We start from the raw sequence: 15,982 nt of genomic DNA on the forward strand, positions 1-15,982 counted from the left end.
GTGTCGATCGATATCGAGGTCGTGCAGTGGTCATCCGAATCCCGGCCCGCGATCCGCGCCATCCGCGAGCGTGTGTTTATCCTCGAGCAGGGCGTTCCCGCCGAACTGGAGTGGGACGAGGAGGACGCAGCTGCCACTCACCTGCTGGCCCATGCTCCGGGAGGCGAACCGTTGGCTACCGCCCGCATGCTGATCGACGGCCATATCGGCCGGGTGGCCGTCCTGCCCGAATGGCGCCGCCGCGGCATCGGTTCGATGCTTGTTATCCAATGTATAGCCATCGGCCGTGAGCGAGGACTGAAACAGATCTGGCTGGATGCCCAGGTGACCGCTATCCCGCTGTACGAAAAGCTCGGCTTCGTTGCAGAAGGCGACGAGTTTCTCGATGCCGGCATTCCACACCGGAGAATGCGCCAGCAGTTGGGATAGAGGGCTTGTAGACGTTTCAGCCGTAGAATCGAAAATCCCCCGTGCGCTCCGCCGCTACTTGGCTAACCTTGTTTGAGGTGCACGGGCGATAACAAGGATAAGGCGACATATCCAGCAGGAGATCCCATGGCGTACACCGATTACACTCTTGGCGAGCACAGGGAGCTGATTGGATTCGGGACGGCCGATGAGAACCGCCAAATCGCCCGCTCGCTGGCGGAGCAGGCACGCCGCACGATTCACATCTTCACTACCGACCTCGATCCGGCCGTATTCAACCAGGCGGACTTCATCGAAGCGATTGCCCGAATGGCCCGTAGCCATTCCCGTGCGCGCGTCACCGTGCTGGTCCAGGACTCGGCCAGGGCGGTCAATCGGGGACATCGCCTGGTGGAACTGGCACGGCGACTCAGCAGTCGGGTGGAGATCCGAAAGCCGGTTGCGGAATACAGCGACCTCAAGGAGACCTTCATGGTCGCGGACGGAAGGGGCTACTTCCATCGCATACGGCCGGACCGCTACGAAGGCCAGGCCCGCTTCCACGACCCGTTGCAATGCCGCGAATACGTCCATCGATTCGATGAGATCTGGCAACGTTCCCACGGGGACCGGGAATTGAGGCGGGTACACCTGTGATGTCGAAAACCACCGCATAACGGTATTTGCCGACAGCGTCGGGGGACGCACCTTTGACCTGCGCGTCGCTGCACCCGGCGGGTTTCCGATGACTCCAGACGACGAAAAGAAGATCACCATCCGACGAGTCTTACGGGTGGACCCAACCGGACAACAAAGGGGGAACTGCAATGGCCCACTCCGCCATTCACTACACGATCCGACCGGCCCATCCCGAGGCTCATCTCTTCGAAATCACCCTGCGGATTGACGAACCCGCTTCCGAAGGACAGACGCTCTCCATGGCCGCCTGGATTCCGGGCAGTTACATGATCCGGGATTTCGCAAAGAACGTGGTACGCCTCTCCGCCAGCAGCGACGGCGAACCGGTGGCGGTGGAGAAGCTCGACAAGCAGACCTGGCAGTGCGCACCGTGTGAAGGCTCACTGGAGGTGCACTACGAGGTCTACTGCTGGGATCTGTCGGTACGCGGCGCCCACCTGGACCCGACTCACGGCTATTTCAACGGCACTGGCGTCTTTCTCAAGGCCGATGGTCACCACCACACACCCTGCAGCGTCGATATCCGCCCTCCCGAGGATGAGGCGTACGGGCGCTGGCGGGTCGCCACTACGCTGCCCGCCGACGGCGCCGCCCCCTACCGCTTCGGCCGCTACCGGGCCGACAGCTATGCGGAACTGGTGGACAATCCGGTGGAGATGGGGAAATTCGACCTCATCGAGTTCGAGTCGCGGGGCAAACCCCACGCCATGGCCCTGACCGGCCGTTACAGAGCGGATACGGCACGCCTGGCAACGGATCTGCAGAAGATCTGCGACTACCACATCGGACTGTTCGGGGAGCTTCCCGCAGAGCGCTACCTGTTCCTTACCATGGCCGTGGGGGACGGCTACGGAGGCCTGGAGCACCGCAGCTGCTCCAGTCTGATGTGCAAACGCGACGCCCTGCCCCGCCACGGCATGGTGGAACCGGACGATGCGTACCGCGACTTCCTCGGCCTCTGCAGCCATGAGTACTTCCACACCTGGAACGTCAAGCGGATCCGCCCAAAAGTGTTTCAGGAATACGACCTGTCCCGCGAGGTTCACACCCGTCTGCTGTGGGCCTTCGAGGGGATTACGTCCTATTACGATGAACTGGCACTGGTGCGCGCGGGCCTCATCAGCCCGGAAAGCTATCTGGAACTGCTCGGGCAGATGATCACCCGCGTCATGCGCGTGCCGGGGCGTCACAAGCAGACGGTAGCCGAATCCAGCTTCGACGCCTGGACCAAGCTCTACAAACAGGACGAGAACGCCCCCAACGCCATTGTCAGCTACTACAGCAAGGGGGCACTGGTGGCTCTGGCCCTCGACCTGACCATCCGCCGGGAGACCCACGGAAAGCGCTCCCTGGACGATGTCATGCACGCCCTGTGGAACGAATATGGTCGCAATGACCGGGGCATCGACGAGCGCGAATACGAAGCTTTCGTCGAGGAGGTCGCCGGGATCTCACTGAGTGGATTCTTCGACAAGGCCCTGCGCGGGACCGACGATCTGCCGCTGGCCGAGCTGCTCTCCTCTGTAGGGGTGGGCTATCACCTGCGCTCGGCCGAGTCGGACACCGACAAGGGTGGCAAGCCTCCCTCCCCCGACGCCAGCCACCCGGATCTAGGCATCCGCCTGGCACCCTCCACCGAGGAGGCAAAGATCCTCTTTGCCTTCGAGGGGCGTTCGGCCATGCGGGCGGGCCTTTCCGCCGGAGACGTGGTCGTGGCCATCGACGGGATCAAAACCACCCGTGGCAACCTGGATCAACTCTTGAGTCGCTATCAGGGGGGCGATAAGCTCGACGTACATGCCTTCCGCCGCGACGAACTGATGACCTTCGAGGTGGAGTTGCAGGAAACACCGCCCGATACCTGCTACCTTACGCTCGATGATGCGGAAGGTGAAACGCTTCAGTATCGCCAGCACTGGCTCGGCGGAGCGGGGTAGTTCAAACCGGTAAATAGGCCACATTGCGGAGCTGGATGATCCTTTTTCTGGTCGGTCTGCACCGCCCCGGGAGCGGCAAAAACCGCGATATCCCCCGTTCCGGTACCGCATCGCCAACATGGTCTTTGCCGCTGCTACGACGCGTCCGGGCTGCCATCCCCCTGTTCGCCCTAGTCCTCGCCACCGGTATGCTTCTGTCGGGATGTGGCTCGCCGAAACCGTCCGTAGCGGCCGCCACCGGACCCATGGACCATTTTATTGCCCTGGAGAGCGACGGGCGCATTCTCTACGAAGCGGGTGGAAAAGCCCTGGCGGCTCGCGTGCAGCAGCTGCTTGATGATGCCGTCAGCACCGTTGAGCGCCGCCATCGCCTGCCGTTTTTGCGCCCGGTCCGAGTGCACGTGTTCGCCAATGCACGGACCTTCGCCCGGGAAAGCCCTTCGCCCAATACGGCCGGCGTCACGGTTGGGGGCGAACTCTACCTTTCCCCACGGCTCGCCGAAGCCCCGGAGAAGCTCAGCGGTATTCTCACGCACGAACTGGCCCACCAGCACTTTACCCAGTATCTCGGGGTCCGAAACGCCTACGAGATCCTGCCGCGCTGGTTCGCTGAAGGCTTCGCAGTGGTAGTTTCAGGAGCCGGGGCCGACCGGGTGAGCGAACAGGAAGCGATTCGCGCCATCATCAACGGCGAACAACTGTATCTCTCGGGCGACCCTCGATCCTTGCCCACCAACAGCCGCTCATATGGAGTGCAGCCGCACATGTTTTATCGGCAAAGCACGATGTTCGTGGAGTTTCTGGAGCGAAACTACGGCGAGGAGAAATTTGGGAACCTGCTGCGTCGCCTCTTCGGGGGCGAGAGGTTTGACGGCGCCTTTGTAGCGGCCTTCGGTAGGCCCGTGCCGATAGCCTGGTCGGAGTTTGTCGACTCGGTCAAAACAACACACCTTGCAGAGCCGGATCGGAAGCCGTAAAAAAACCGGCGCAACCTGTACGCCGGCCAAAGAGCGAGAGTGTGGAAGGAAAGAAGCGACCGGATCGATGATGCCGATCCGGTCCAGGGGATCCGTTACTGAAAATCAACCATCACCGTTTCACCGGAAGTTACCGTTACATTCCGGGTCGAGCTGAAGGTGATGTCATCATCGGTATCGGGCTGGTCGGCCGCCGCGTCGCAGGTCAAGGCAACGGTGTAGTCGCCCACGCCGAGGAAAGAGACCGTATAAGTATAGGCCCCAATGGACTCATCCAGGGCCAGTGCTCCGCTGGCCAGCGGTGAACTGTCGCCGTTGGCATATTCATCATCCGGGACGACATCCGATCCCGAATAGACATAGGCCGCGCAGCCGCTTTCGGCATCGGCGTCGGCGTCTGCCGGCGTCGTCCCAGACACCTCGTAGTTGCCGGACACGGTACCCGCTATATTCCCGGCAGCCTCGGTCTGGACGATACGCAGCGTCGGCCGCAATTTATAGCCATTGGCGTCTTCATGGACCGACTTGCGCAAGTCGAAATCGATAGTGAAATCCACTCCGCCCCCCTGGGGAACCGTAAAACCGCGATTCAGTTTCAGCCCGCTTTGATCCGCGGAGGGGATCGTCAGAGGATGTATGGCTCCGTCTTTCAATTCGATATAGGAAGCTTCGGTGCCGTCGGTGACATGCAGCCGGATCCAGTTATAGCGCCCCGCTGCCACAGTCACTCCCTCCAGCAGGGGTGCCGTTTCGCCGTTCTGAAGAGCGAGCAGATCGATCTGTCCCCCTGCGGCATCGAAGGTAACGGCCTCACCATCGGCCGGCTTCAGTTCCACGCTGTCAAACTGAACGACCACCGCCGTTGCTCCGTCGACAGGCGCATCAGTCACCAACAGGTCGACAGTCCCCGTACCACCATCACTGCCGCCGCAACCGGCCAACAGGAACGGTACCGCGAAAAGCGCATAACGTGGATGCATGGTTCTTCTCCGTTTTGGCATCAAATTTTTCGATTCAGCCTAACGGGAAAAAGTAGAAGACAACGTGGCTTGGATCACGCTGGCGGCCGTTTAAATTCACCGGCCGTGACGGGTATCACACGATAGGCCCTTCGGTGCCGTCGTCAGGCAGTTCTTCCGGAAGCAGATCTTCATGAAAAGCATCAACCCGGGCGGAGACGGCGTCCACCTTCTGGAAGCGGGCCAGGTGAAACAGCGCCTCACCTTCATGCACGAGCGGAAGATTACTGCGCCCGATAACGATTCCATCGCTCGGCGCACGCACTTCCAACTCAGATTCACCAAAGGAGTCGGAGACCATGCCGAGAAGGGTGCCCTTTTTCACCTTCGCGCCAATCGGGACCGATGCCCGAAAGATTCCACTCTCGGGCGCACGTACCCAGTTACTGGCCCTCGCCACGACGGGTCGGGGCTCGCTTTTTCGGGGGTGTCCCGTCGGGGGCAGCATTTTCAGCTCGCGAAGGACATTGACGATTCCACGGACACCGGCCCGAATGGAGACCTCATCGAAGCGCAGGGCCTCCCCCGCTTCATAGAGAAGCATCGGTACTCCCTTTTCGACCGCTGCCTGGCGCAGAGATCCGTCACGCAAGTCGGCATTGATCATGACCGGGGTGCCGAAGGCCTTGGCGATGCGGGCGGTCTCCTGATCATCGAGATAAGCGCGAATGTGCGGCAGGTTGGTGCGGTGCACACCGCCGGTGTGCAGGTCGATGCCGTACTGGCTCTGGGCGACGATCTCGGCCATGAACAGATTGGCGATACGTGCCGCCAATGAGCCGCGCTCCATGCCGGGGAAGCTGCGATTGAGATCGCGCCGGTCCGGAAGATATCGGGAGCGATCGAGGAAGCCGTGCACATTGACGATGGGGATGGCAATGAGCGCCCCGCGCAGCCGTTTCACAGCCGGATGCTTCAACAATCGGCGGATAATCTCGACACCGTTGAGTTCATCGCCGTGAATCGCGGCGCAAACAAACAGCGTCGGACCCTCACGGCGCCCGTTGATGACATGCACGGGCATGGCCAGATTGGTATGGGTATAGAGCTTCGCCACCGGCAGATTGATGGTCCGCCGCTCCCCGGGACCTACTGTCGATCCATTGATCGAAATCGCAGCGCCCACTATCCCGTACCCCGTGTCCGGGTCCGATTCGGGCGGGCGTGGGTTTCAATAAAGCGATAGATCATGCCTGCAATATCCTTGTGCGTGGCCGTCTCGATACCTTCCAGTCCGGGGGACGAATTCACTTCCAGGACGACCGGTCCTTCCCGGGATCGCAGAATATCCACGCCGGCCACGTTCAGCCCCATGGTTCGGGCCGCGCGTACGGCCGTAGAGCGTTCTGCGGGGCTGAGCTTGATGACCGAGGCCGTGCCGCCGCGATGAAGATTGGAGCGAAATTCGCCCTCCCGCGCCTGACGCATCATTGCCGCGACCACCCGTTGACCGATTACCAGGCAGCGGATATCGGCGCCGCCGGCCTCCTTGACGAACTCCTGCACCAGGAAGTCGGCTTTCAGTTCACGAAAGGCATCGATGACACTCTCGGCAGCCTTCTTGGTTTCCGCCAGCACCACCCCTTTACCCTGGGTACCCTCCAGCAGCTTGACCACCAGAGGTGCGCCCCCCACCAGGCGAATCAGGTCTTCGGTACTCTCCACACTGTGCGCGAAACTGGTGATGGGAAGACCGATACCTTTGCGCGAGAGTAGTTGCAGAGAGCGCAACTTGTCGCGACTGCGGCCGATGGCGACCGATTCGTTGAGCGGGAACGTATTCATCATTTCGAACTGCCGCAGAACCGCCAGTCCGTAAAAGGTGATCGATGCCCCGATACGGGGAATCACCGCATCGAAATGTTCCAGGCGTTCCCCCTTGTAGTAGATAGCCGGCCGCATGGTGGCGATATCCATATAGCATTTCAGGGTATCGAACACGTGGACCTCATGGTCCCTGGCATGGCCAGCCTCCACCAGACGGCGAGTGGAGTAGAGGTTTCGGTTGCGGGAAAGAATGGCGATTTTCATTTGACAACCTTTACAGGAACATTCAGGAAAACGATTTCATCGGCCAATGAACAAGCGGTCCGAACCGATTGGTTGCCGAAACAAGGACTACGTCGGTTCGGGCGGCCTGCCTATGAGATAGGAACTGCCTGGATGTACGACAAAACGGCCCTTGAGCGCCGTGCGCCCCAGCAGCATTCGGAACTGCATGGTATCCCGATGGGTAAGCGTCATTTCAATGGGCCATTCAAAGCCGCCCACACGGACCGGCGTAACAATCACAAAACGCTGTTCGCGATGTCCGCCGGAATCACTGACCCAGCGAAAATCGCTCACTTCCGCAAAACACTCTGCAACCGGTTTTTGGCGTTTTTGCATCGGATGCACAGCGAAGCGCACATGAAGGCTCCCCCGCTCCCGATAAGGCTTTACCGAGAAGGCATGGAGGGCCGATGTACGGGCGCCGGTGTCCACCTTGGCCTTGATGTGATCGATCCCCAGTTGCGGCAGCGAAACCCACTCACGCCAACCCACTCCCGGCAAATCCCGCTTGGGCATTTTTTCCCCTTGTTCAGACAGGTGAATCGCCCTGCCCTCGACCCGCAAAGTGAACGGCTTTTTTAATGAATAGGCAGAGGACACCTGAAGTATACTACCCGCCCGTTCTCTGCCAATCGCAACCCAATGCCTGAAAACCTGCTCATCTTACATCCGGCCGAACCGTACACCTGCATTTCCGAAGTCGAAATTCTGGAGGCCCTGCGCGAGATCGGCCTGGCAGATGACGAATTCGAATGGCAGGAAGAGCGCCATTTCCGCCCCGGTGAACGGTATCTACAGCTCATCACCTTTCTCGGCTGCTCTCCGGTCGTTTCGCTGGGCGAGCCGGGTGTCACCGGCGATGAATTTGCACATCTGGCGATCGAGGTGAAAGACGACCACCCGGTGCTGATGGCCGGCAGTAACATCAAGCAGCCTCGCTGCCCGAAGTGCCGCGAGCGGGTGACATCGGTTCAGGAAAACAGCAATTGGCAGTGTCCCGCCTGTGCCCACGAAACCACCACCGAATGTCTCGACTGGCGCCAAAGCGCGGGATTTGGCCGGATCTTCGTCAAGATTTGGGGGGTGTTCGAGGGCGAGGCCGTGCCTTCGGATGAGCTGCTGCGTCGCCTGGGGGCCATTGCCGATACGCCGTGGAAATACTTCTACCTGCGGCGCTAACAAAAACCGCAGGCGAACTGGCGACCGCGAAATCCGCCAAGGGCGGACTCCCGCCAATCCACCCTGCCGGTTAGAGGCGCTTGCGGACGATCGCGGCGATCTCCTCGTCGGAGAGGTCCACCGGGTTGCTCTTCATGCTGTTATTGCGCGAGCCGGCGACAATGCGGGGAATGTCCGCTTCACCGACACCGAACTCCGAGAGGCGCGGCAAGTCCAGCCGCCGGGTCCACTCCTCGAGGCTCTTCACCAGGACCCGGCAGGCGGAGCGCACCTCACCGGCTTCCCCGCCACTCAGCAGCCGGCCGACGGCCGCATACTTTTGCAGGGAGCGGTGTTCCGGATCGCGTACCTCCAGCGCATGCACGTTGACCTCGGTAGCAGCGGCCAATACGGTACCGCAGGCAACACCGTGCGGGATGGGAAACAGCGATCCGAACGGCTGCGCCAGCCCGTGCACGGAACCGAGACCTACCTGGGCCAGTGTAATCCCCGAGATCAGGGCGCCATAGGCCATGGCCGCACGTCCGCTGCGTGCCGCTTCCCCTTCGCCCCCCTGCAACGCATCGAAAAAACCGCCCGCAACTGCTTCAAGGCCGCTCCAGGCCAGCGCGTCGGTTACCGGATTGGCCCGCCTGGAAACATAGGACTCGATGAGTTGCGTGAAGGCATCCATACCCTGTGCCGCCATCAATTCACGCGGACAACCCGCCAGCAGCATCGGATCGATCAGGGCCACCCGGGCAACCATGGAATCATCACGAAACGATTTCTTGAAACCATCCGTGCCGCGCTGACTGAGCACCGCATTCTTGGTCGCCTCGCTGCCGGTGCCGGCGGTGGTGGGCACGGCGACCAACGGCAATGGAGTTCCCTCGTAAGGTAGACCGCGCCCCACGTCCTCCAGGTGGTCAAAAACCGAGTTGCCCCGGGGCAGTAGAGCGGCAATCGCCTTGGCGGCGTCCAGCACACTGCCGCCCCCGATCCCGGCCACCACGTTGATCTCACGCCCCACGCCGGAAACGATGTCATCGATTTGTCGGGGCGAGGGCTCATCCTCGACGGAGACGCATTCAAAGCGAACGCCCTGCTCTACTAGGCCACGTTTCAGGACCTCCCAGTGTGGTCCGGCCCGAAACGACTTGCCGCCCATCACCAGCAGCACAGAATCACCGTAGCTGCTGATCAGCCCGGGCAACTCCGAAAGGCGACCGTCACCAAAGACGATGCGGGGCAGGTTTCCTATCGTGAAAGCGTCTATTTTCATCATATTTGCCATCAACGGAACTTGCGCAGATACCACTTCTCGAAGGCAATCTTCGACCAGTGCCAGAACCGGCTGGCAGGCAGGACCACACCACGGCTGGGGTTGCGCATCACCAGCATTCCCTTGTCCACGCTATCGACAATGCACATCAGCTCAACCTTGAAGGTTTCGTTCGGTTCCCGTCCATTGAGCTCCGCTATCAGATTAGCGGCCGCGGCACCCGCCTGCAGATCGGCCATGTGCGCCTGTTTGGGCATCCATTCGGGCCCCGGAAACGAACCGCTGTCACCGGCCACATAGATCCGCTCACTGCCCTCCACGCGGCACTGGGCATCGGCCTTCAGCAGACCACCTTCGGAGCGGGAGAGTTCGGTGTTGTCGAACCACTGGTTGCCGGTCATGCCGGGCATGAACAGAATCAGATCGGCACTGAACTCGCCGCCCTCGGTGATCACCCGGTCCGCTTCAAAGGCTTTCATCTTGTGACCGAGGTGGGTGTCGATGCCCCGCTTCGCCATCTCATCCAGCAATCCCTTGACCGCCTTCGGACCCAGCCGTTTACCCGGTTCCGGTGCCGGGCTGAAGAACACCAATTTGAACTTGTCCCGCCGCCCCTGCTTGCGCAGCAGTGTGTCGATACCAAACAGGAACTCGAACATGGGTCCCCCGCGCATGGCCGACGGCTCCTTGGGATTGCCGCCGAAACCGATGGCGATAGTGCCGCCCTCCATGGACTCCAGCCGGTCACGGATTTGAACGGCGGCAGGGATCCCCTCACAGGGCGTGATGGCGTGTTCGATACCCGGGAGTTTCTTGATGAAACGGCCGCCAGTGGCAACCAGCAAAGCATCATTTTCCACCTCGCCGTTGTCCGTGAGCACCCGCCGCCCGTTGTCGGCCAGCCCGGTCACCGTACCGGCATGGAAACGCACATCGTGGCGGCGGAAAAAGGACTGCAACGGAACCACCAAATCCTCGGGTTTTCGCTGACCCGAGGGGATCCAGATCAGACTGGGCAGGAAAACGAATTCCGGCCGCGGAGCAATAACCGTGATCTCCGCTTCCTTGTCCAGAGCACGCAGACGCTCCACGGCGGTCACTGCGGCAAAGCCTGTTCCTGTCACCGTAATCCGCTGACTCATCCTCTTCCTCCCAATTCAAATACAGATAGTTTCCAAACTACACACGCCCTTATTACCTTTGCGGTTAGCTTTTCTTTCCATCAGGCGTGTGACAAATCGACTCATCATCGGGGTTTTCCACTGCCAGGGCGATGTCCTGAACCAGTTCACGCAGCTCTTCCAGGGTGATACAGCCGAGCATGCGTGCAAACAGATCAGGGTCGATCCGGACTTGGCATGGCGTACCATCCGATAATTGAACGCGGACGCCCGCGGCACTGTGTTCGATGACCTCGTCTTCGAGCAGTTCGGCAGTCTCCTGTAACAACTTTTCATACTGCTCGTCGATCGCCGCATCAAGCTCTTCGGACAGCTCTTCCGGGACCATGGCGATCAGCCCGTTTTTATCGGAGAAACGGTACTCCACGCCTTTCGTTTTCAGAAACTCTCCGAATCGATCCCTGATGCTTTCGTCAAAAAACAGGTATTCAAGCATTGTATTACTCCGCTAACGACGTGGAGGCCGACGAGCCATTGTGCCAAACCGCCAGTCTCTCATGCCACGCAAACGGCTTTTAATTTTGCTGCAGGCGTTTTCGGAGGAGATAGCGTCGGCGGGCCACAAAAGGCAGGAGTGTTATCACCCCCAGGAGGACGAATGCCAGCAAGACCTCGGGTGGAGCTGCATCTCCCTCCACGACCTCGCGCCCGGCAAAGCCCAGATAGGCATAGGCAAAGGAGCCGGGGCCCAAAAACGTGAAGGTGGTGAGCACATAGATCGAAAGGGAGATTCGGGTCAGACCGAATGCATAGTTAAGCAGGGCAAAGGGAAAGACGGGCACCAGCCGCGTGAAAGCCACAAATCGCCAGCCCTCCTTTTCCGCGCCGCGAATAACCTGCCGAAGCCGCCCATGGGTCTGTCGTCGTACCCAGTCAGAGGTGATGTAGCGTGCCGCGATAAACGCCAGAACGGCCCCCGTGGTGGCTCCGGCAAGGTTATAAAGCACGCCCCAGTAAGGCCCGAAGAGTGCCCCGCCGGCCAGCATCATCAAGGTCGATGGCACAAACAACACCACCCCAAGCGCAAAGATGGCAACGAACAGCAGCGGCGCCCAGAACCCGGCGCTCCGCACCGATTCCTCCAGTGCCTTACCCTCGAACTGGCCGCGATAGGCCAGAGCCAGGACGATGCCGAGTCCCAGCAAGACAATGATCAGGATGCGACCGATATGCTTTACCGCCACGGTTTTACCCCTAAACGCAGGTGTGCCGGACTACTGGCGGGCAAACGTCACGAAGGCGATGGCCTGTTCGCGTCCATCGGAAAGCGAGACAAACGTGTGAGTCACGCCCTGCTCGGCAAGCAACTCACGGGCCCGTCCGGAAAAGGTGAATTCAGGCCGGCCCAGTTCGTTATTGGCAATGCCGATCTGACGCAGACTCAAGCCGTTGCGAAAGCCTGTCCCGAATGCCTTGGCTGCTGCTTCCTTGGCCGCGAAACGCTTGGCCAGAAAAGCCGCGGGATTGCCCGCCCGTCGGTAGGCCTCCATCTCGTGTTCAACCAGGATGCGCCCGGCAAAGCGCTCCCCGTGGCGCTCTATGCTTGCGCGAATACGCGCGATGTCCACGATGTCCGTGCCTATGCCGACGATCATCGGCCGCTTCGCAGCAGTGTCCGGGTACGGGCCTCGACCATCAGCCGCTTCATTTCGCGAACGGACTCCTGCAAACCGCTGAAGAGTGCACGGGCGATGATCGCATGGCCGATATTCAGCTCCTGAATGGCGGGTATCCGGGCAATGCTTTCGACGTTGTGGTAGTGAAGACCATGCCCGGCATTCACCTGCAGACCCAGATCCCGGCCCCGAACGACGGCCGCTTCGATACGGTCCAACTCCACCGCGCTTTCGGCGGCATCTTTCGCGTCGGCGAAATGACCCGTATGGATCTCGATTACCGGCGCTGCCACTTCCGCTGCTGCCTCGATCTGCCGCGGATCGGCATCAATGAAGAGCGACACGCGAACGCCGGCTTCGGCCAACCGTTGACACGCCTCGCGCATGCGCGGCAATTGGCCGGCGACGTCCAGCCCCCCTTCAGTGGTGAGCTCTTCGCGTCGCTCCGGGACCAGACAACAATCCGAAGGTGCGATGCGTTCCGCGATCCCCAGCATCTCGTCCGTCACCGCCATCTCCAGGTTCATGCGCGTCTGGAGGATTCCCGCCAGGACCTCCACATCGCGATCCTGGATGTGACGGCGATCTTCACGCAGGTGAAGCGTGATTCCATCGGCACCGGCCTGCTCCGCCTCGATAGCTGCCTGTATCGGGTCGGGATACCGGGTTCCACGTGCCTGCCGCAGCGTTGCCACGTGATCGATATTGACGCCGAGGAGGATCTCCTGAATCTCGCCCACTTGCGTTACTCTCCTGATGGTTGTGGTCGTTTGCTACCCGCAAATTGCCGGAACAGGGCCCGGCTGGCGAGGGGCTTGTCGCCCAGATAGAGTCGGAGGGCGTTTCGCATCAGCAGCTTGGCCTCGGCCCGGCCTTGTGGATCCGGCGGCGGCAATCCGCTCGCCAGCGCCAGCAGGGTTTCGCCCCGCACCGGGATACCTCCGCCTCCCTGGTCGGGAACCGGGCCGCGCTCCAGATGATACCAATAACGACCTCCCGATTGTACGGGACCGCCGCCCTCCGCTTCATCCCCCAGCAACAGCCCGTATCCGAGACACTGCAGTAGATCCCGTTCAAACAGGCGTAGCGTCCATTCCATATCGGAACCCCTGGTCAACGCTGACACAGTACGGGCATAGACAGGATAGAGGTCCGGCTGGGGATCATGCCGCTCGACCAGGCGTAGCAGTACTTCATTCAGATAGAAGCCGCCCGCCAGGGCAGGACCGGCCGGAAACAGCGGCCGCTCCGCAGGTTCGGCACCGGTCAGGGTGCGGAGCTCGCCCCGCCCCGTCCAGGACAGCAGCAGTGGCTGAAAGGGCTGTAGCAGCCCCTTGAGTGCGGAGCGGGGTCGACGGGCGCCCTTTGCCACCAGTCCCACCCGACCATACCGGCCGGTGAATACCTCGAGCAAAAGACTGGTGTCGCGATAGGGTTTGCGGTGGAGAACGAATCCAGGTTCGAGAGATATTCGTCTCTCAGTATTCATCCCGGTAGCCGAAATTACGCAGGGAGCGCTCGCTGTCGGACCAGCCTTCCTTGACCTTGACCCAAAGCTCCAGAAACACGTGCTGTCCGAACAGGCGCTCCATGTCCAATCGCGCCTGCCGACCGACTTCCTTCAGAACCCGGCCGCCCTTGCCAATAACGATACGCTTCTGGCTGTCGCGCTCCACCCAGATGAGCGCATTGATGCGCAGCCGCTCCTCTTCTTCCCGAAACTGCTCGATCTCCACGGTCAGCGCATAAGGGATCTCTTTACCGAGGTTCCGCATCAGTTTTTCCCGGACCAGTTCGGCGGCCAGGAACCGTTCGCTGCGATCGGTCACCTGATCCGCGGGAAAGAGCGCGGGCCCTTCCGGAATCCGTTTTTCCACGACCGCTTCCAGCGCGCCGATATTGTCTCCCTTCAGGGCCGAGACCGGCAGCACCTCGTCAAACGCATGGCGCTGCCCCAATTTCGCCAGATACGGCAGCAATTCATTCTTTTCGTTCAGCCGATCGACCTTGTTGACCACAGCCATCACCGGAGCCCGGGCATTTTTCAGCTGCAGGAGAACGTTTTCATCCTCATCGGTCCAGCGGCCTGCCTCGAGTACGAACAGGATCAGGTCCACATCGCTCAGCGATGAGCTGGCCGCCCGATTCATGTAGCGATTGACCGCCTTTTTTGCCTGCAGATGCAGGCCGGGTGTGTCCACATAGATCACCTGCAGGTCACCCTCGCTCTTGATGCCGAGGATCCGGTGCCGGGTCGTCTGTGGTTTATGGGAGGTGATACTGATCTTCTGGCCGAGGATGTGGTTCATCAACGTCGACTTGCCTACGTTGGGACGGCCAACGATCGCCACGAAGCCACTACGCGTCACTTCAACCATTTTCCAGTTGCTCCAGAGCGGCCTTTGCCGCCGCTTGTTCGGCCTTGCGCCGGCTGCCCCCGGTTCCTTTCACCAGCATATCCAGTCCGGAGATGCGGCAGCCGACCACAAATGTCTGTTCATGGGCATCACCCTCTACCGAGAGGACGGAATAGCCGGGAAGGGGTTCATGCCGTGACTGCAGAAGCTCCTGAAGGCGTGTTTTGGGATCCTTGAGCACCTCCGATGGGGAAACGTTCTGCAGTTCTTCTTCAAAAAGTGACAGGATACGTGTGCGGGCGGCCGCAATACCGGCATCGAGATAGACGGCACCAATCAGTGCCTCAAGACCATCGGCCAGAATGGATTCGCGTCGAAAACCGCCGCTTTTGAGTTCACCCGGACCGAGTCTCAGGTGCTCTCCCAAATCCAGCGTGATGGCCAGGCGAGCCAGCGTCTCTCCTTTGACCAGAGCCGCCCGTAGCCGGCTCAGCGTGCCCTCGTTCGCTTTGGAGAAGCGCTCGTAGAGTTCGGCAGAGATGACAAAGCTAAGAACCGCATCACCCAGAAACTCCAGACGTTCATTGTTTGCACTGCCTGCACTGCGATGGGTCAGTGCCGCCTCCAGCAGTCGCTGATCACCGAACGTATGCCCCAGGCGCCGACTCAGTCGTTCCAGGTCGCCCCTCAAGGTGCCCTCACCTCTACGCGATCATCGAATGAAACCACGAAATCGATGTTCGATATGAATGGTGTGCGGACCTCATAGGCGATACCGACCTTGTAAACGCCCCGGCCGCGCTCGATTTCGATATCGGTGCGTTTCACGCTTTCCACGTCGTTGATATTCAGGCGTTTCGTCAGTTTACTGCGAATCTCCGAGGGCCCCATCGGCTCCTTCTCTTTGGCCAGGCTCTCAAGAGAGGAAGTCACTGCCATATGCTCGATATAGACAGGAAAAAGCTTCAGGACCATCATTGTCAAAAAGGCGATAACACCCAGAATCACAATCCAGCTAATCAGGGTAATCCCCTGCTCGCGAGTGTGCTGTTTCATGTTAGATGGCACTTTCAGAGTCCTCCAAAAGCGTCAGGACAAGGCGCAGCGCGCAGGCAATGGTCATCCCTTGTCAAGCGCTGCAACGCCGTCATGGCGCTTTTGGGGGGCTCCCTCCGGGCGAGCCGCTGGCCGGCCATCTGCGGCGTTACGCTTGCTTGAAAGGGGCCCGCCATTCCTGCGCAAGCGCGCCTTGCATCTGGCCGTCCAGCGGCTCGCTGAAAGCGCCATTTAACA

19 protein-coding genes are annotated in these 15,982 nt (G+C 60.5%); 5 read left to right on the forward strand and 14 right to left on the reverse strand.

What is annotated here, in order from left to right; genetic code table 11:
- From BLP65_RS09185 to BLP65_RS09200, 4 genes are all read left to right on the forward strand, one after another.
- Positions 1–429 carry a GNAT family N-acetyltransferase gene (locus BLP65_RS09185; RefSeq protein ID WP_217631956.1) on the forward strand — a complete coding sequence of 143 codons (429 nt, stop codon included), beginning with the start codon at positions 1–3 and terminating at the stop codon, positions 427–429.
- A 126-nt stretch (positions 430–555) separates the two neighbouring features.
- On the forward strand, positions 556–1,065 hold the full coding sequence (locus BLP65_RS09190) for a DUF7931 domain-containing protein (RefSeq protein WP_092995808.1): 510 nt from the start codon (positions 556–558) through the stop codon (positions 1,063–1,065).
- 170 nt (positions 1,066–1,235) lie between these two features.
- Positions 1,236–3,044 (forward strand): M61 family metallopeptidase, encoded by a 1,809-nt coding sequence (locus BLP65_RS09195; RefSeq protein WP_092995812.1) that lies wholly within the window; start codon positions 1,236–1,238, stop codon positions 3,042–3,044.
- 35 nt (positions 3,045–3,079) lie between these two features.
- Entirely contained in the window at positions 3,080–4,021 is a 942-nt protein-coding gene (locus BLP65_RS09200; protein ID WP_092995815.1) for a peptidase MA family metallohydrolase, read from the forward strand.
- A 95-nt stretch (positions 4,022–4,116) separates the two neighbouring features.
- On the opposite strand, the gene BLP65_RS09205 is transcribed toward BLP65_RS09200, so the two are convergent.
- The 4 genes from BLP65_RS09205 to BLP65_RS09220 form a co-directional block, all read right to left on the reverse strand.
- A complete protein-coding gene (locus tag BLP65_RS09205) occupies positions 4,117–5,001 on the reverse strand; it encodes a DUF4382 domain-containing protein (protein ID WP_092995818.1) in 885 nt (294 codons plus the stop codon).
- A 115-nt stretch (positions 5,002–5,116) separates the two neighbouring features.
- Positions 5,117–6,166 carry a succinylglutamate desuccinylase/aspartoacylase family protein gene (locus BLP65_RS09210; RefSeq protein WP_245688283.1) on the reverse strand — a complete coding sequence of 350 codons (1,050 nt, stop codon included), beginning with the start codon at positions 6,164–6,166 and terminating at the stop codon, positions 5,117–5,119.
- Positions 6,166–7,071 carry a 30S ribosomal protein S6--L-glutamate ligase gene (gene rimK / locus BLP65_RS09215; protein ID WP_092995821.1) on the reverse strand — a complete coding sequence of 302 codons (906 nt, stop codon included), beginning with the start codon at positions 7,069–7,071 and terminating at the stop codon, positions 6,166–6,168. Before rimK ends, BLP65_RS09210 begins: the two co-directional genes overlap by 1 nt.
- An 87-nt stretch (positions 7,072–7,158) precedes the next feature.
- The gene (locus tag BLP65_RS09220) at positions 7,159–7,608 is read right to left on the reverse strand and encodes an ATP-dependent zinc protease family protein (RefSeq protein ID WP_092995824.1); all 450 of its coding nucleotides are present in this window, start codon (positions 7,606–7,608) and stop codon (positions 7,159–7,161) included.
- A gap of 126 nt (positions 7,609–7,734) precedes the next feature.
- On the opposite strand from BLP65_RS09220, the gene BLP65_RS09225 reads away from it, so the two are divergent.
- The gene (locus tag BLP65_RS09225; protein WP_092995826.1) at positions 7,735–8,271 is read left to right on the forward strand and encodes a hypothetical protein; all 537 of its coding nucleotides are present in this window, start codon (positions 7,735–7,737) and stop codon (positions 8,269–8,271) included.
- Between the two features lie 70 nt (positions 8,272–8,341).
- Here BLP65_RS09225 and BLP65_RS09230 read toward each other — a convergent pair whose 3' ends face one another.
- The 10 genes from BLP65_RS09230 to BLP65_RS09275 form a co-directional block, all read right to left on the reverse strand.
- On the reverse strand, positions 8,342–9,538 hold the full coding sequence (locus tag BLP65_RS09230; RefSeq protein WP_245688284.1) for an iron-containing alcohol dehydrogenase: 1,197 nt from the start codon (positions 9,536–9,538) through the stop codon (positions 8,342–8,344).
- Between the two features lie 8 nt (positions 9,539–9,546).
- Positions 9,547–10,677, reverse strand: coding sequence for an NAD(P)/FAD-dependent oxidoreductase (locus BLP65_RS09235; RefSeq protein ID WP_092995829.1), 1,131 nt, complete (start codon positions 10,675–10,677; stop codon positions 9,547–9,549).
- Positions 10,678–10,741: 64 nt separating this feature from the next.
- A complete protein-coding gene (locus tag BLP65_RS09240; RefSeq protein ID WP_092995832.1) occupies positions 10,742–11,152 on the reverse strand; it encodes a hypothetical protein in 411 nt (136 codons plus the stop codon).
- Between the two features lie 79 nt (positions 11,153–11,231).
- The gene (locus BLP65_RS09245; RefSeq protein ID WP_245688285.1) at positions 11,232–11,900 is read right to left on the reverse strand and encodes a TVP38/TMEM64 family protein; all 669 of its coding nucleotides are present in this window, start codon (positions 11,898–11,900) and stop codon (positions 11,232–11,234) included.
- Positions 11,901–11,930: 30 nt separating this feature from the next.
- Positions 11,931–12,311, reverse strand: a complete 381-nt coding sequence (gene acpS, locus BLP65_RS09250) for a holo-ACP synthase (protein WP_092995835.1) — start codon at positions 12,309–12,311, stop codon at positions 11,931–11,933.
- A complete protein-coding gene (pdxJ, locus tag BLP65_RS09255) occupies positions 12,308–13,072 on the reverse strand; it encodes a pyridoxine 5'-phosphate synthase (RefSeq protein WP_092995838.1) in 765 nt (254 codons plus the stop codon). Before pdxJ ends, acpS begins: the two co-directional genes overlap by 4 nt.
- Positions 13,073–13,077: 5 nt before the next feature.
- A complete protein-coding gene (gene recO, locus BLP65_RS09260; protein WP_092995841.1) occupies positions 13,078–13,821 on the reverse strand; it encodes a DNA repair protein RecO in 744 nt (247 codons plus the stop codon).
- A complete protein-coding gene (gene era, locus BLP65_RS09265) occupies positions 13,811–14,710 on the reverse strand; it encodes a GTPase Era (RefSeq protein WP_092995844.1) in 900 nt (299 codons plus the stop codon). Before era ends, recO begins: the two co-directional genes overlap by 11 nt.
- On the reverse strand, positions 14,703–15,380 hold the full coding sequence (rnc, locus tag BLP65_RS09270) for a ribonuclease III (protein ID WP_092995847.1): 678 nt from the start codon (positions 15,378–15,380) through the stop codon (positions 14,703–14,705). The genes era and rnc overlap by 8 nt, the downstream gene beginning before the upstream one ends.
- A complete protein-coding gene (locus BLP65_RS09275) occupies positions 15,377–15,745 on the reverse strand; it encodes a DUF4845 domain-containing protein (RefSeq protein WP_092995850.1) in 369 nt (122 codons plus the stop codon). The genes rnc and BLP65_RS09275 overlap by 4 nt, the downstream gene beginning before the upstream one ends.
- Positions 15,746–15,982 lie beyond the last annotated feature (237 nt).

Origin of the sequence: Thiohalomonas denitrificans, from assembly GCF_900102855.1 — a bacterium.
Lineage (GTDB): Bacteria > Pseudomonadota > Gammaproteobacteria > Thiohalomonadales > Thiohalomonadaceae > Thiohalomonas > Thiohalomonas denitrificans.

Excerpts from the sequence above, each read along its gene's own strand:
- era (WP_092995844.1), bottom strand. The coding sequence starts at position 14,710 with ATGGTTGAAGTGACGCGTAGTGGCTTCGTGGCGATCGTTGGCCGTCCC.
- BLP65_RS09235 (WP_092995829.1), bottom strand. The coding sequence starts at position 10,677 with ATGAGTCAGCGGATTACGGTGACAGGAACAGGCTTTGCCGCAGTGACC.
- BLP65_RS09205 (WP_092995818.1), bottom strand. The coding sequence starts at position 5,001 with ATGCATCCACGTTATGCGCTTTTCGCGGTACCGTTCCTGTTGGCCGGT.
- BLP65_RS09230 (WP_245688284.1), bottom strand. The coding sequence starts at position 9,538 with ATGATGAAAATAGACGCTTTCACGATAGGAAACCTGCCCCGCATCGTC.
- BLP65_RS09190 (WP_092995808.1), top strand. The coding sequence starts at position 556 with ATGGCGTACACCGATTACACTCTTGGCGAGCACAGGGAGCTGATTGGA.
- BLP65_RS09220 (WP_092995824.1), bottom strand. The coding sequence starts at position 7,608 with ATGCCCAAGCGGGATTTGCCGGGAGTGGGTTGGCGTGAGTGGGTTTCG.
- BLP65_RS09195 (WP_092995812.1), top strand. The coding sequence starts at position 1,236 with ATGGCCCACTCCGCCATTCACTACACGATCCGACCGGCCCATCCCGAG.
- BLP65_RS09275 (WP_092995850.1), bottom strand. The coding sequence starts at position 15,745 with ATGAAACAGCACACTCGCGAGCAGGGGATTACCCTGATTAGCTGGATT.
- BLP65_RS09240 (WP_092995832.1), bottom strand. The coding sequence starts at position 11,152 with ATGCTTGAATACCTGTTTTTTGACGAAAGCATCAGGGATCGATTCGGA.
- acpS (WP_092995835.1), bottom strand. The coding sequence starts at position 12,311 with ATGATCGTCGGCATAGGCACGGACATCGTGGACATCGCGCGTATTCGC.
- BLP65_RS09225 (WP_092995826.1), top strand. The coding sequence starts at position 7,735 with ATGCCTGAAAACCTGCTCATCTTACATCCGGCCGAACCGTACACCTGC.
- rimK (WP_092995821.1), bottom strand. The coding sequence starts at position 7,071 with ATGAAAATCGCCATTCTTTCCCGCAACCGAAACCTCTACTCCACTCGC.
- BLP65_RS09200 (WP_092995815.1), top strand. The coding sequence starts at position 3,080 with ATGATCCTTTTTCTGGTCGGTCTGCACCGCCCCGGGAGCGGCAAAAAC.
- recO (WP_092995841.1), bottom strand. The coding sequence starts at position 13,821 with ATGAATACTGAGAGACGAATATCTCTCGAACCTGGATTCGTTCTCCAC.